A 14,457-nucleotide genomic window follows, 5' to 3' on the forward strand; every position below is an offset into this window, starting at 1 on the left:
CTGGAAAAATGAAACGACCTATGTACAGGGCAAAGGTAAGGCTGCTCCTTAAAACGCGCGTTTCTATGGAGCAGACAGAATCTATACACAGGCAGCAGGCCTGCTGCTCAAATACGTCATTATCAATTAAAACACTCGTTAAAACAGCCGGTTGGATCATCTTGATAGACCAAGATTCAACAGAACCGCCTGTTTTTTTGGATAACTGATGCTTCTAAACGCTTATTGCCTTATCGGTTTTTCAGCATCGCTTTGGATGGGCTGACTGCGAAGGAATTCTTTCACATCTTCAATTTGCAGCCCAAGTTTTTTCGCCTCCTTCATCAAAATCACCCAATCTTTGTCCAACTTGTGTTTCGTTTGAGTATTCATAGCTTCCTCCAATATGATAAGACGTTGTTCACCTCAAAGAAAAAACGGTTTTTCCTTGAGATGCAATAAAAGTTATAAAACAACAGCCATGTGAAAACAATGACAAATTTCATAAAAAATTCACAAAGTCATCATTGATAAACCTACCTATTCCCTAAATAACTGACTAAAAAAACCAAAAAAACTTAGATTCTTACTTATAATAATAAACAATCAATTACTGACTGGATAGTATTCAAATAAAAATGATCATTTTTCCCTATTAAGAATTTCTCAATTGCAGCCGAATATCCTTTGAATATTCTAAAAATAAGAAAGGGTTTTTTGAGAGATTATTGTTTAGAAATATTGGAAAATCAAAGGTTTCAAGGAATGATTTAGAATGAAGACATGGTGGGTAGGGAAGGTCCTTTCGGCTTAGTTGCTGTATGGGTTAAAGAAGGGTAATACGAAAATACTATTTTCGACCAGCATTAAGTGGAAAAAAAGAACATTGGTTTCAAATGCAGTGAAAAAAGTATAGCTTTTGCCTCAAAATCGGTTAGTTCACCAAGAGAAAACCATTGTCATGGATAAAAACCCGAACTATTCCTTGTAAGGTATTTAATGGAACGGGGGTCTCTCATTTTGTTTTACCCCGAGTTTTTATTTGAAGAAATGATGAAAATACAAGCTGGAAAATGCTGAAGGTGGTAAAATGAAATAGCAAATATATCATCTTAGGATTGAAAAAGAGATTCACAGGCGTTTTATAGATTTAACATAGAAGAATAACGCCGCTGAAAGGAGAGAAATCAATTGGCAATATTAGTATGCGGAGGGGCGGGCTATATTGGAAGCCATGCTGTAGCGGAACTGTTAAGCCGCAATGAAGAAGTCGTGATTATTGATAACCTGCAAACTGGACATGAAGAGGCGGCTTTAAAGGGAGCTTCTTTCTATAATGGAGATCTGCGTGATGAAGCATTCCTGAGAAAAGTGTTTCAGGAAAACGAGATTGAGGCTGTCATGCATTTCGCGGCCGATTCATTGGTTGGAGAAAGCGTAACAGATCCTCTCAAATATTATGACAACAATGTTTACGGAGCCGTTTGCCTGTTAAAGGTCATGAAAGAGTTCGATGTGAAGCAAATTGTCTTCTCATCAACGGCTGCAACATACGGAGAACCGGATCGGGTGCCGATTATGGAAACAGATCCGACGGATCCGACAAACCCGTACGGGGAAACGAAGCTTGCTATTGAAAAAATGCTGAAGTGGTCTGAAAAAGCATACGGAATCCGTCATGTCGTTCTTCGCTACTTTAATGTTGCCGGGGCGCATGTAGACGGATTGGTCGGCGAGGATCACCAGCCTGAAACGCACCTGATCCCGATCATTCTTCAAGTCGCGCTTGGCAAACGCGACAAGATTATGATTTTTGGCGACGACTATCCGACTGCAGATGGCACGTGCATCAGAGACTACATTCATGTAATGGATCTGGTCGACGCGCATATCCTCGCTGTCGAAAGGCTTCGAAAGGGCGGAGAAAGCACCGTATACAATCTCGGAAACGGCACGGGCTTCTCGGTCAAAGAAGTCGTTGAAACAGCCCGGAAAGTGACAGGCTGCCCGATACCGGCGGAGGTTGCAGAGCGGCGTGCAGGAGACCCGGCACAGCTGATCGCCTCTTCGGAAAAAGCAGTGAAAGAACTGGGATGGCAGCCGAAATACGCCGAGCTGGAAACGATCATTGACAGCGCGTGGAAGTGGTTTAAAGCACATCCGAACGGCTATCAAAGCTAAAATGCGATAACGCTTATTAAATAGGATGAAAAAGAGCTTTCAGTTACAGAAGGAAGCTCTTTTTTGATGTGTTGAAGTTTAAAGCGTGTTGTCAACAGGGAAAAGGAATGGGGGAAGATAATGATTCACTATGAAAAAATTTAACAATGTTAAATTAATGATTGACCAAAGTTTTTTATTGTGGTAAACCTAAATTTGACAGATTTTTTGTTCCAGAGGGATTTGTCAGCTCTTGCTATGTGTGTAAAAAGAACTAAAAAATTACCAGTCTATTTCCTTCGTTATTCATAATATCATGAACAAATTTTGACGATTTTGTGACATTCGGGTGAAAAAAAGGTGAACAATCGAAAAAAATAAGGCTAATTGGTGAAGATTTTGATAGCATAGCAAGGTAGAAGAAAAAAGTTTTTCAGAATCCTTTTATCTTAGATATTCTGACCAAATTTTAGACATCATTTAAGGAAGGATGGTGATCCTCTTGTTCAGAGCATTTAAACCACTGATTATGCTGACTCTGCTTTCCTCCGTTTTTTTATTGGGCGGCTGCAGTCAAATCGCGGTATTGGATCCTAAAGGACCGGTTGCTTCGCAGCAAAGAGATCTTATTCTATTATCGATTGGATTTATGCTGTTTATCGTAGCGGTCGTATTTGTCCTTTTTACTGTGATGATTGTGAAATACCGTGAGCGTAAAGACAGAAAGTCTCCTTACAGCCCGGAAGTAGAAGGCAATACATTTTTAGAAATCGTCTGGACAGTGGTTCCGATTTTAATTGTTATTGCGCTGTCAGTGCCGACAGTTCAAACAATTTATTCTCTAGAAGAGGCTCCAAAAGCATCAAAGGACAAGGAACCTTTGGTCGTATATGCAACATCTGTCGATTGGAAATGGGTATTCAGCTACCCGGAACAGGATATCGAAACGGTCAACTATTTGAATATCCCGACAGACAGACCGATCTTGTTTAAAATCTCATCTGCCGACTCTATGGCATCACTGTGGATTCCGCAGCTTGGCGGGCAAAAATATGCCATGTCCGGAATGGAAATGGAGCAATATTTGCAGGCAGACCATGAGGGTACTTATAAAGGCCGAAATGCAAACTTCACAGGTGAAGGTTTTGCAGAACAACAGTTTGATGTTAAAGCGGTATCTGAAAGCAAGTTTAACGACTGGGTGAAGAAAACGCAGAAAGAAGCTCCTAAGCTGACGAAAAGCCAGTACGATGAACTGATGCTTCCTCAGCATGCGGACGAAATGACGTTCTCATCGACACACCTGAAGTACGTTAACCACGGAAATGATGCGGAATACGCCATTAAAGCCCGCGAAAGATTGGGCTATAAACCATTGTCTCCGCACTCAAAATCAGATCCGTTTGAAAACGTGAAGACAAACAAAGATCAAAAACAATCTGAAGACCAAGATACTCACTAGGAAAGGAGGAAGCTTGCATGAATTTGAAATGGGACGAATTCATAATTACAGGTGACCCATTAATTCTTGGAGCACAGATTTCCATTTTGCTTACATCCATTGCAATCGTATTTGTGCTGACATACTTCAAAAAATGGAAATGGCTTTGGAGAGAATGGATTACCACCGTCGATCATAAACGTTTAGGAATCATGTACCTCATTGCCGCAGTCATTATGTTTTTCCGCGGCGGTGTCGACGGGTTAATGATGCGTGCCCAGCTCACGCTTCCTAATAACAGCTTTTTAGATTCCAACCACTATAATGAAGTGTTTACGACACACGGTACGATCATGATCATTTTCATGGCGATGCCGTTTCTTATTGGATTAATGAACGTCGTCGTACCGCTCCAAATCGGTGCGCGCGATGTTGCATTCCCGTATTTGAACAACTTGAGCTTCTGGACCTTCATGGTCGGAGCGATGCTGTTTAATATTTCATTCGTCATCGGCGGATCGCCGAATGCAGGATGGACGGCTTACATGCCGCTTGCAGGCAATGAGCTGAGTCCTGGGCCTGGGCAAAACTATTACTTGCTCGGACTTCAGATCGCGGGTATCGGTACACTTCTCACCGGGATTAACTTTATGGTGACCATCCTGAAAATGCGTACAAAAGGCATGACCCTATGGCGGATGCCGATGTTCACTTGGACAACGCTGATCACTTGTGTGATTATCATTTTCGCCTTCCCTGTCTTGACAGTGGCTTTGGCGCTGATGACATTTGACCGCTTGTTCGGAACAGCCTTTTTCACCTTGGCGAACGGCGGTATGCCGATGCTGTGGGCGAACTTGTTCTGGATTTGGGGACATCCTGAGGTTTACATCGTGATTTTGCCTGCTTTCGGTATTTTTTCAGAAATCATTGCGACATTCGCAAGAAAGCAGCTGTTCGGCTACAAAGCAATGGTTTATTCAATTGTTGCCATTTCGGTTCTCAGCTTCGTCGTTTGGCTGCACCACTTTTTCACAATGGGCAACAGCGCGGCAGTCAACTCGTTCTTCTCGATTACGACGATGGCGATATCGGTGCCGACCGGGGTTAAAATCTTTAACTGGCTGTTGACGCTGCATCGAGGCAGAATCAAAATCACTACGCCGATGCTGTGGTCGCTTGCATTTATTCCGAACTTCGTCATCGGCGGTGTTACGGGCGTTATGCTTGCGATGGCAGCTGCGGATTATCAATATCACAACACATACTTCCTCGTATCGCACTTCCACTATGTGCTGATCGCGGGTACTGTGTTTGCATGTTTCGCCGGATTGATCTTCTGGTATCCGAAAATGTTCGGTCACAAACTGAACGAACGCATCGGAAAATGGTTCTTCTGGCTGTTCATGACGGGCTTTAACATCTGTTTCTTCCCGATGTATTTCCTTGGATTGCAAGGAATGCCTCGCCGTATTTACACATACGGAGCAGAAGACGGCTGGACTGCATTGAACATGATTGCGACATTCGGCGCATTGCTGATGGCCGCAGGATTCATCGTTCTCTGCTACAACATTTTCTACAGCTTCCGTCATTCAAAACGCGAAGAATCAGGAGATGCTTGGGGAATGGGTCGTACGCTTGAATGGGCTACATCTTCTGCGATCCCGCCGCACTATAACTTTGCGGTTCTGCCTGAGGTCACATCACCTGACGCATTTGCGCAAATGAAGGAAGACAATGTCGAGATTCATCCTGAAAGCAAGTTTAAAAAGATTCATATGCCGAGCAATTCAGGCCGTCCGTTTCTCATGTCATTATGCTTCGGATTTGCTGGATTCGGGCTTGTCTTTGAATGGTTCTGGATGGGAATCGTCGGTCTGATCGGTGTATTCCTCTGTATGATTCTTCGTTCATTTGAATATGACGACGGCTACTATGTAAGTGTTGAGGAAATAAAAGAGACTGAACGAAAGAATGCCAAGTAAAGGAGGCGGGATTGATGGAACATGCAGAACACAGCAATTCTAACGCTCCTATGGAATACCGTTCTGAAATCGGAAGGTTGAATATCCTTGGCTTTTGGATTTTTCTTGGAGCGGAGATTGCTTTATTCTCTACGTTATTTGCGACCTATGCTGTTCTTCATAACAGAACAGCGGGGAGCGTACTGCCGGCAGAACTGTTCGACGCAAAGCTCGTTTTAATCATGACGTTCCTGCTGTTAACGAGCAGTTTCACATGCGGCATCGCAGTGCATGAGATGCGCCGCGGCAGTTTGAAAGGCGTGATGATCTGGATGATCATTACCCTGTTGCTCGGTGCTGGCTTTGTCAGCTATGAGCTTTATGAGTTCAATCATTATGTACACGAAGGTGCCACTTTATCGACAAGTGCTTACTGGTCATCTTTCTTTGTTCTCTTGGGAACGCACGGACTGCACGTATCGATCGGTATCTTCTGGATTATCGGCATTTTGCTTCAGACGAAAAAGCGCGGCCTAACCCCGCAAACGTCTGCTAAGCTGTTTATCTCAAGTTTGTATTGGCACTTCTTAGACGTGGTATGGATCTTCATCTTTACCGGTGTCTATTTGATAGGGTTGGTGAATGTATAATGGCGGCAAAACAATCGGCTGAACACAGCCACTTTCCTTGGAAGCATGTTGTCGGGTTCGTGTTGTCCATTGTGCTGACCTTATTGGCCTTGTGGGTGATTTATACGGATTTAAGCATGGCTGCAAAGCTGTGGATTATTTTCGGTTTTGCGATCATCCAAGCTGGACTTCAGCTCTTAATGTTTATGCACATGACTGAAAGTGACAGCGGCAAAATCCAAGTCGGGAATACGCTGTTTGCCGCATTTATTGCGGTTGCGATTATTGCTGGTTCCGTCTGGATCTTCGCTGCTCACAACTATCACGGAGACAACCCTGAGGGCGGTTCTCCAGGTGCAAAACATTCTGAGCACAGCGGACATTAATTGATTGGCAAAAGAGTGCGGATTTCAACGATCCGCACTCTTTTTTTGGTTGCTGAACGGAAAAAGAGAGAGCCGCGCGCGCTCTCTTTCTCATACACTCTTAACCGCGTTTTACGCCGCGGCCGAATTTGCCGTCGCCCGGCTTGCTTTTTTTAGAAAGAGTAACAGTCAGGAATGTACCATAGTTTTTAACTTGGGCAGTTTCCAATTTGCGCATCTGTGTCACCTCCTTATTACTTCCAGTTGATTACATATTCATGCTATCATAGAATAAAGTGGTAAAAACCACAAAAAGGCACGAAAAACCCGACATCATCCTTCAATTCTATTCATGGGGTTTTTATTGCGGTATTTGTTCGGAGGAAACTGACTTAAGGAGAGTGTTACTGATGATTCGCGTGTTGTTAGTAGACGACTACAGAGTTTTGACATCCGGAATGAAGGAAATATTAAAAAAATATAATATGGATGTCATCGTTTGCCACGAAGGAAATGAAGCTCTCGACCTCTTAAAAAATCAAGAGGTACATATAGACGTTTTTCTTTATGATTTAAAAATGCCGGGGATGAACGGGTTGGAACTGTCTCTTAAAACGCTTGAAATCGCACCTCAATCCAAAATTATCATTATGTTTTCGGGAGATGAAATCCACTCATATTTTAATAAGCTGATCGAAGCCGGAGTCAAAGGGTTTATCGATAAATCGTATACAGACAGCATGATTGCTTCGAGTATTTTATTGTGTTTAAAAGGGGCTGTGTTATTTCCCGACGGCTTGCTGCAAAAACTGAGGCTCGACTCCGATCTTGCGGTGGACGAGCATTTGACAGACACAGAACTGGATATTTTGCAGAAGGTAGCCAGCGGTAAAACAAATAAAGAGATCGCAGCGGACTTACAAATGTCGACGCGCAACGTAGAGTATCACTTGAGCAAAATCTATAAAAAGCTTAAAGTAACATCGCGCTACTGCGCAGTAAAAAAAGGAACGATGCTTAATTTGATCAAGCAGAAAGCTTAAACAAGGTATATATTCGTTTTTCCCTGCAAAAGAGAGTCGATAGGCTCTCTTTTTCTTTTTCCTCCGAATAAATCCCGTAATAATGGCCCATTGATGCAGTTGGCTAATCATGTCGGTTTTCGGTAGTTTTTTGCGGTTTTTTTGATATTGTCCTGTGATAATCTGATTCATGTGATCAGTTGGTAAATTCAGGGGTATCATCGCGTTGCAGGCTCTTTTTAAAACGCTCCAGCGCCGAGAAATAACGGCATTCGCCTGGGAGTGGAAAGAACATCATCAATAAAGTGCTAAAAGAGAGCTTACCGGCTCTCTTCTCCTTTATTTTTCTGAAATCATGCATACCGGGGAGGTCTAACCTTTGAAAATTATTCGAAATCAAGAGACGGCGACAACCGTATTGGAGAATGAATGCATCGTTCTAAACCTGGACAACGGGCAGTATTTCGGATTGGAAGGGGCTTTAAAAGAGCTGTGGATCGAAATTGAAAATGAACGAAAGGATAAAAAAGATATTCTGATCAAGTGGCAATCGGCGTTCGATCAGACGGAGGAAGAATTGTCAGCGATTTTAAATGAGGCGATACAGGAACTGACACATCATAAGCTGATTAAAATAGAGGACAAAAGCTGATGAAAAAGAGAGCGCCTGTCAAAAATCATGAGTATTTTACAACCGTTCATGCTTTTGTACGTATGATGCTGTTAAATCATGACTTTGAAGAAGCCTATGAAAAAATTGCGATCCATCTGTTTCCGCTGTATGCGAGTGCACAGCAAAGAGGTGCAGGGCTGCTTGCTACAGACGAACTGCACCGCCACGGCGAATATTTGTATTCGCTTGATGAAGACGACCATTTAGTTACTTCATGCGTTTCTATCGCATTAACAATTCAATCTATTTTATTCAGCAATGGGTCTGATGCCAGTCTCGTGATCGGTGTCAAGAAAATCGATGACAAGCTGTTTTCTCATGCTTGGGTTCAGATGGAAAACGGCAATTCAATTGACCCGAATCATAAAAATAAGAATTTAAAAGTTTTACAGACGTATAAGATGAGCGCTTATGCTGAAAGGTGGGTGTTATCTCTAGTATGAAAATATGGTTTGGAATGCAGGGAGACAACACCGTTGCATGGCAAGAGTGGGTCTCGGCCGTCAAAAAATGGGGGCGGGCGGAACAGATTCACAGCTACAGCGGCGGGATCGCAAACATGGCTGAAGCGTATATTCGATACGATGAAGCTTTTAGACCTTCGGCTCAAGCAAACCTTTTGCACCCCGTCATCTTAGACGGCTGGATCAGCGGCGGTCTTAACGCAAAATCGGATGGCACCAGAAAGATTGAACATGATGACAAGCTGTACGCGTCATTGCGGCAGGACAAAGCAGCCATACTGTCTCACTCGCATGGCGAGTTTACAATGATGTGGTGGGATGACAGTCTGCATAGTCTTGTTTTGGCGACGGATACATACGCAACCCGTCCGGTTTACTACTGGGTCAGTCCGAAAGGAGAATGGTTTGCAGCGAATGACATGCGCATCCTTTTGCTCGTTCATGATATTCCTTTTATCATCGATCAAGATGTGTGCAGAATGTTTCCCACTTCAGGCTTCGCTGTGGGAGAAAACGGCTTTGAAGATCGGACGTTTTTCAAAGGAATACGCAAAGTGCCTGCGGCCTCCTACGCTTTTCTCAGTAGGGATCATGCGGTTCACGTGCACAGCTATTGGGGACTTCCGCAGCTGTTAAACGAAAAAGATCTTGCCGGAGATGCTGTTCCGCGGTTTCGGGAGCTTCTTCAGGAAGTGACAGCAGATCGTTTAAAAGATCAAAAGCATATTGTCGAATTAAGCGGCGGACTGGATTCAGCTGCCGTAACCGCCGCCGCAATCGCAGGCGGATGCAAGGAACAGCTGCTGGCCGTCAACATATCATTCGCCGATCCCGACATGATTTTAAGCCATGACAGGGACCTTGTGAAAAATATGATGCGAGATATGGACATCCCCGGCCTGATTATTCTTGGAGACGCTACAGCTAAAATTCCTAACGCGGAAATCGGGCGTGATCCGCTTTGGTTTGTAGACGGTCCTGATCCGAGAGCCAATTCACTGGTTAATGAGACTTTTACAGTGATCGCTGAGGAGTATGGTGCTTCGTCTGTCCTTACAGGTGAGGGCGGGGATTTCATTTTTAGCGGAGAAGTGTCAGTGATCGATTCTCTGCTTCGCCAGAGACGTTTTTCTGAAATCTACAAATTGCTTCGCGAATGGTCAGGCGGCAGCGTGAAAGAGATGCTGAAGCTCGGATTGCAATACGGAGTCGCCCCTTTCATGCCTTACATCGGTGAAAAGCTCTATTATGACCTCCTGTGGTCAGATACGGAATATGAGCTGCCTGAATACTTTACTGCAGAACACCAAAAAAGAGAACGGGAGATCAATAAGGAAGATCATCTTCGCTATCGAAAAAGCCGGAAGCTCTCAGTGTGGGGGAAGAGGTTTCATTTTGACTTTTTGTGGCCGAGAGCGAGGTACATGGATGCTGTGGGTGTGACATTGCCTACGTACCATCCGTTTTTGGATCGGCGGCTGATCGAATTTTCATTTTCCGTACCGCCTGAACAGCATTTTGATGTATTAAAAGGGCTTGAAGAACATTATGCCGGCTCTAAAATGCTTCTTCGCAAATCTTTCACCGATATCCTGCCGTCCTATGTATATAACAGATCAACGAAAACAACATATGCCCATATGGCCAGGAAAAGCTTTATGAATGACCGCAGACACGTCCTTCAGCTTTTTGAACCGGGGGAGCGCGTCTTCGTTGAAGAACTCGGTATCATTAAGCGCGATATATGGTGGAAACACTTGCTGGCTATGGCTATCCGCTCTGAAGATCCAAATAATGATCTGGGCATGGGCTATCAGTACATGAGATCTGTCATTGACTTGGAAATATGGCTCAGGGAAGCATCAAAGGGAAAGGATCACCTTCTCGCTCGGAGCCGTCCGGGAAAACCAAGGGTCATGGCTGATATCGAAACCGTCAATACGCCGGAGAAAGCCAAAATATACTCGTATCAATGACCACAATAGGTAAAGAAAATGAAGGTGAAGCATGTGTGGAAGATGAAGCATATCCAAGAGCCGCTGGAAACGGCGGGCCTGCTTGGAAAAATGGTCTGGAAATCCGGCCCGTGGCTGATGATTTGCATGGTTTTCTTTATGCTGATCGAAGCCGCAGCCCCTTTAATCCAATTGTACGCTTCAAAGCAAATGATCGACGGCATTGTCGAGCAGGAAGCCGTCATCCATGCTGAAATATGGGCTGTCATTTATGCGGGAAGCTTAGTCATGATCAGTGTCGTTAAATCATTGGAAAAATGGGTAAAGGCCATGCTTTCTGAGAGATCGATGATCACAGTCAACAGTTTGTTAATCGACGCTTTTGACCGCATTCCGGGGATGCGTTTTTTTGAGGATCCAAAATACAGGGACCGGCTGGAAACGCTGCGGGATCGTTCGACATGGCTTCCTTCCCAATTCATTAATATCAGTTCCAACTTGGTGACTGCCATTATGTCTTTGGCGGGTGTCGTTTTGATCATCGCCTATCTGTCGCCCGTCCTTGCTTTCATCCTTATTTTGTCTACCGCTCCATTCGCTTTTGTCCATAATCATTATAATGAATTGGAGTGGGAATATCACAAGGATTACGCCCCTGTCAGAAGGAGAGCCGCATATGCGCGCCACATTCTGCTCGGGAGACGATCCGCTAAAGAAGTACGCCTGTTTGGCCTGGGGTCTTTCTTTCTTGATTTATATCAATCTGCTTTTAAAGGCTTATATTCTGTGCTGCGGAACATTCAGATCAGAAGTGCACGCTGGTCGGTTTTAACGGGATTCTTATCTGGGGCGGGAACGGGTTTGGGGTACTTTTGGATTCTGTCCCAATCCCATTCAAGCAGTTTTTCTGTGGGGGATATATCGCTGTACTTGGGAGCTGTGTTTCAATTATCAACGGCTCTCCGGGATATCGCCAAAGAAGGTGCAGACACGTTGGATATATGGAGAATGGGAAGAGACTTTTTTCTTTTTATGAACGCTGAAAAGGATATCAGGCTTCCTTCCAATGGCGAATCTCTCGGGGACGCAGGACCGCTGGCAGTCGAATTCAAAAATGTAACCTTCCGCTATCCTTTCAGAGAAGCGGCTGCGTGCCCCCAGGTAAATGAAGCTGATGCGGATGCAGATGAGGAAGATTTGGATATGTTCGCTGAGCTTGAGGATGAAGAGCTGGGGGAACACGACGAGCAGCCTGAATCAGATGACATGCGCACAGGCGATGTTCTGAATCGAATCAGTTTTTCAGTATCACCGGGCGAAAGAATTGCCATTGTAGGGGCGAATGGATCGGGGAAAACAACGCTCATCAAACTGCTCTGCCGTTTTTATGAATATGATGAGGGTGAGATTAAAGTGAACGGCAAAGACATCCGCAAGATCGATCTTCAAGAGCTGAGAAACAAGATGGCGGTCGTGTTTCAGGAATTTGGTAAGTACGAATTGTCACTCCGGTACAATATCGCGGTAGGCCGAACGGAAGCTTTAGGTGATGAGGAAAAAATTCGCGCCTCAGCCCGGGCTGCCAAGCTGGAACCGATGATCGAGGATTTGCCTGAAGGGCTGGAAACGATGATCGGCCCTGAATGGGGCGGTACCGATTTTTCTGGAGGCCAATGGCAGCGGATTGCTTTAGCCAGATCGTTTATGAAAGATGCCGGGCTTGTCATATTGGACGAGCCTGCCGCAGCCTTGGATATTCGGGCTGAGTATGATATTTTCCGGCAATTTCACAGCTTCACAGAGGGAAAAACGGTGATCATGATTTCCCATCGGTTCAGTACGGTAAAAATGGCTGACCGCATACTGGTTTTGAAAAACGGAAGAATTGCGGAAGAGGGAAGCCATCAGGAACTTATGGACAAGAACGGGGAATACAGCAGAATGTTCCGCATGCAGGCCAAATCGTTTCAGGGGAAGGATGAGGTATATTGCTGAAGTTTTGTTCCTTTTTCAAAAAGCTGCCTCAAACCGCTTCCATCATCTTTTATGGTTTATCGTTGTTTTGGCGCTGCGACCCTTTTAAGTCGGCTGTTCTATTTTTTATTACACTGCTGAATGCAATGCTCGGACCGCTCCTAGTCTGGCTGAGTGCAGAGGTGATCGATGAGATTGCACGGGCGCCGTTTGAGCTGTCTTCTTGGAATGCGCTTGTTTGGGCGGCCTTTGCATACATTGCTTTTACGCTGATCGTAGATGCCCTTCAGCCTGTGGCTGAAATGCAGAAAAGGCTCCTTACCGCCAAGCTCGAAGCTTATCTTGATGAAATGCTCATGAAAAAGGCAATTTCCATTCCTGATATCGCGGCTTTTGAAGACGCATCTTTTCATACCAATACACAAATCATCCGCTATAATGAATATTTTGTCACGATGTGGGTTTCCATCGTGTCTCAAACCTTCGGCGGAATGGTGATGATTGCAGCCAGCAGTTTACTGATCGGCATGTCTGCACCGTGGGTGCCGCTGCTGTTTCTCATATTGGCCGTTCCTAAACTGTACTGGGAGGCGAAATTAAACAACGCGACCTTTGAAGGACGGAAAGAGGTTCAGGAACTGAGACGGCGCGCGGAATATTATGCAGGTGTCCCTCTCATGTCTGAAACAGCCGGAGAGGTCAAGATATACAATCTTGTTCCTTTTTTTAAGTCTTTTTATAAAAACACCTCGATGGAGCTCCTCCATACGCTGTCCAACGATCAAAAAAAACTGGCGCTGTATCAGCTGTTCTGGTCGGTATTACAATCTTTGGCCGCAGGTGCCGTTCTGATTTACATCGTTCACCAGGCTTTTTATGGTCGGTTGTCCATCGGGGATGTGATGCTGTTTATCGGAGCCGCGGTTCAGTTCAACGAAGGAATCAATGAAATGTTCGCTGCGTTTGCGATCGGTGCAAGAGAAACGAGGCACCTCGGAAATGTTCATTCTTTTTTAAACAGCAAAAATGGCATGGAAAATGGGGAAACCGCGCCAGCTGCTCAAAAGGAAAAAGGATTTACATGTGATCAAGTGGAATTTTCTTATGATGGAACCAAAACGGTTCTTGATATTCATAAGCTCGATATTCCATTGAATAAGACGACCGTTCTCGTGGGAGAAAATGGATCAGGCAAAAGCACACTCGTTAAATTGCTCCTGCGTTATTTTGATCCTAATCAAGGCACGATCTCTTATAATGGTTTACCACTTTATAAGTATGATATTGAACATTACCGGTCAAATGCCGCAGCTGTGTTTCAGGATTTTTTGCGGTACGAAATGACATTGAAATACAATATCGGCTTGGGCGACATTTCTTCTTGCACCGACTTGGCTAAAATAAAAAGTGCTTCGGCCTTCGGCGGAGTGGATCAGTTTTTACATAAGCTTGAAGACGGTTATGAAACAGAGCTTGGCAGACTGTTCGGCGGCAGGAATTTGTCGGGGGGAGAATGGCAGCGGATCGCCATATCCCGCGCATTTATGCGTGATGAGTCTGCCGACATTTTGATATTCGATGAACCCTCCTCTGCGCTGGATGTGTTTATTGAGGAAGAGATATTTGATAAGCTGCAAAAGCTGACGCAAGGCAAAACAGTCATTATTGTCTCGCACCGGTTAAGCACGGCCCGTTTTGCCGATCACATCGTATTTTTAGAAAAAGGAAGGGTAGCGGAGGCCGGCACCCATCAAGAATTGATGAAAAATCAGGCCCAGTATGCAGAGCTGTATCGCCTGCAGGCTGAAAAATACGCGCAGTAAAGGAG

At 44.6% G+C, this 14,457-nt stretch carries 13 protein-coding genes; 11 read left to right on the forward strand and 2 right to left on the reverse strand.

Going from position 1 to position 14,457, the window contains the following annotated elements:
* Positions 1 to 222: 222 nt before the first annotated feature.
* Entirely contained in the window at positions 223 to 372 is a 150-nt protein-coding gene (locus KI350_RS07780) for an anti-repressor SinI family protein (protein ID WP_059230877.1), read from the reverse strand.
* Between the two features lie 798 nt (positions 373 to 1,170).
* Between KI350_RS07780 and galE the strand changes: the two genes are divergently transcribed.
* The 5 genes from galE to qoxD all read left to right on the forward strand — a co-directional run bounded on the left by galE (position 1,171) and on the right by qoxD (position 6,562).
* Positions 1,171 to 2,160, forward strand: a complete 990-nt coding sequence (galE, locus tag KI350_RS07785) for a UDP-glucose 4-epimerase GalE (protein WP_020453364.1) — start codon at positions 1,171 to 1,173, stop codon at positions 2,158 to 2,160.
* Positions 2,161 to 2,632: 472 nt separating this feature from the next.
* Complete coding sequence (qoxA, locus tag KI350_RS07790; RefSeq protein ID WP_116758563.1) at positions 2,633 to 3,601, forward strand: cytochrome aa3 quinol oxidase subunit II; 969 nt, start codon at positions 2,633 to 2,635, stop codon at positions 3,599 to 3,601.
* 17 nt (positions 3,602 to 3,618) lie between these two features.
* Complete coding sequence (gene qoxB, locus KI350_RS07795; RefSeq protein WP_025810604.1) at positions 3,619 to 5,568, forward strand: cytochrome aa3 quinol oxidase subunit I; 1,950 nt, start codon at positions 3,619 to 3,621, stop codon at positions 5,566 to 5,568.
* A gap of 14 nt (positions 5,569 to 5,582) precedes the next feature.
* Positions 5,583 to 6,197, forward strand: a complete 615-nt coding sequence (qoxC, locus tag KI350_RS07800; RefSeq protein WP_059230874.1) for a cytochrome aa3 quinol oxidase subunit III — start codon at positions 5,583 to 5,585, stop codon at positions 6,195 to 6,197.
* Positions 6,197 to 6,562: a cytochrome aa3 quinol oxidase subunit IV gene (gene qoxD / locus KI350_RS07805; protein ID WP_059230872.1), complete on the forward strand. Its 366-nt coding sequence runs from the start codon at positions 6,197 to 6,199 to the stop codon at positions 6,560 to 6,562. Before qoxC ends, qoxD begins: the two co-directional genes overlap by 1 nt.
* A gap of 100 nt (positions 6,563 to 6,662) precedes the next feature.
* Here qoxD and KI350_RS23510 read toward each other — a convergent pair whose 3' ends face one another.
* Positions 6,663 to 6,779 (reverse strand): lariocidin family lasso peptide, encoded by a 117-nt coding sequence (locus tag KI350_RS23510; RefSeq protein WP_423734433.1) that lies wholly within the window; start codon positions 6,777 to 6,779, stop codon positions 6,663 to 6,665.
* A gap of 172 nt (positions 6,780 to 6,951) precedes the next feature.
* Between KI350_RS23510 and KI350_RS07810 the strand changes: the two genes are divergently transcribed.
* The 6 genes from KI350_RS07810 to KI350_RS07835 all read left to right on the forward strand — a co-directional run bounded on the left by KI350_RS07810 (position 6,952) and on the right by KI350_RS07835 (position 14,452).
* A complete protein-coding gene (locus KI350_RS07810; RefSeq protein ID WP_020453360.1) occupies positions 6,952 to 7,584 on the forward strand; it encodes a response regulator transcription factor in 633 nt (210 codons plus the stop codon).
* A gap of 358 nt (positions 7,585 to 7,942) precedes the next feature.
* On the forward strand, positions 7,943 to 8,215 hold the full coding sequence (locus tag KI350_RS07815) for a PqqD family peptide modification chaperone (RefSeq protein ID WP_003186189.1): 273 nt from the start codon (positions 7,943 to 7,945) through the stop codon (positions 8,213 to 8,215).
* On the forward strand, positions 8,215 to 8,679 hold the full coding sequence (locus tag KI350_RS07820) for a lasso peptide biosynthesis B2 protein (RefSeq protein ID WP_059230870.1): 465 nt from the start codon (positions 8,215 to 8,217) through the stop codon (positions 8,677 to 8,679). The genes KI350_RS07815 and KI350_RS07820 overlap by 1 nt, the downstream gene beginning before the upstream one ends.
* Complete coding sequence (locus tag KI350_RS07825) at positions 8,676 to 10,676, forward strand: asparagine synthase-related protein (protein WP_059230868.1); 2,001 nt, start codon at positions 8,676 to 8,678, stop codon at positions 10,674 to 10,676. Before KI350_RS07820 ends, KI350_RS07825 begins: the two co-directional genes overlap by 4 nt.
* Before the next feature lie 42 nt (positions 10,677 to 10,718).
* Positions 10,719 to 12,650, forward strand: coding sequence for an ABC transporter ATP-binding protein (locus KI350_RS07830; RefSeq protein ID WP_236808622.1), 1,932 nt, complete (start codon positions 10,719 to 10,721; stop codon positions 12,648 to 12,650).
* A complete protein-coding gene (locus tag KI350_RS07835; protein ID WP_023857006.1) occupies positions 12,644 to 14,452 on the forward strand; it encodes an ABC transporter ATP-binding protein in 1,809 nt (602 codons plus the stop codon). Before KI350_RS07830 ends, KI350_RS07835 begins: the two co-directional genes overlap by 7 nt.
* The last annotated feature ends 5 nt before the right edge of the window (positions 14,453 to 14,457 follow it).

This window comes from Bacillus sp. J41TS8 (assembly GCF_018333035.1).
GTDB classification, from domain to species: Bacteria; Bacillota; Bacilli; order Bacillales; family Bacillaceae; genus Bacillus; species Bacillus paralicheniformis.

Excerpts from the sequence above, each read along its gene's own strand:
- KI350_RS07825 (WP_059230868.1), top strand. The coding sequence starts at position 8,676 with ATGAAAATATGGTTTGGAATGCAGGGAGACAACACCGTTGCATGGCAA.
- qoxB (WP_025810604.1), top strand. The coding sequence starts at position 3,619 with ATGAATTTGAAATGGGACGAATTCATAATTACAGGTGACCCATTAATT.
- qoxC (WP_059230874.1), top strand. The coding sequence starts at position 5,583 with ATGGAACATGCAGAACACAGCAATTCTAACGCTCCTATGGAATACCGT.
- qoxD (WP_059230872.1), top strand. The coding sequence starts at position 6,197 with ATGGCGGCAAAACAATCGGCTGAACACAGCCACTTTCCTTGGAAGCAT.
- KI350_RS07810 (WP_020453360.1), top strand. The coding sequence starts at position 6,952 with ATGATTCGCGTGTTGTTAGTAGACGACTACAGAGTTTTGACATCCGGA.
- KI350_RS07780 (WP_059230877.1), bottom strand. The coding sequence starts at position 372 with ATGAATACTCAAACGAAACACAAGTTGGACAAAGATTGGGTGATTTTG.
- KI350_RS07820 (WP_059230870.1), top strand. The coding sequence starts at position 8,215 with ATGAAAAAGAGAGCGCCTGTCAAAAATCATGAGTATTTTACAACCGTT.
- KI350_RS23510 (WP_423734433.1), bottom strand. The coding sequence starts at position 6,779 with ATGCGCAAATTGGAAACTGCCCAAGTTAAAAACTATGGTACATTCCTG.
- KI350_RS07830 (WP_236808622.1), top strand. The coding sequence starts at position 10,719 with ATGAAGCATATCCAAGAGCCGCTGGAAACGGCGGGCCTGCTTGGAAAA.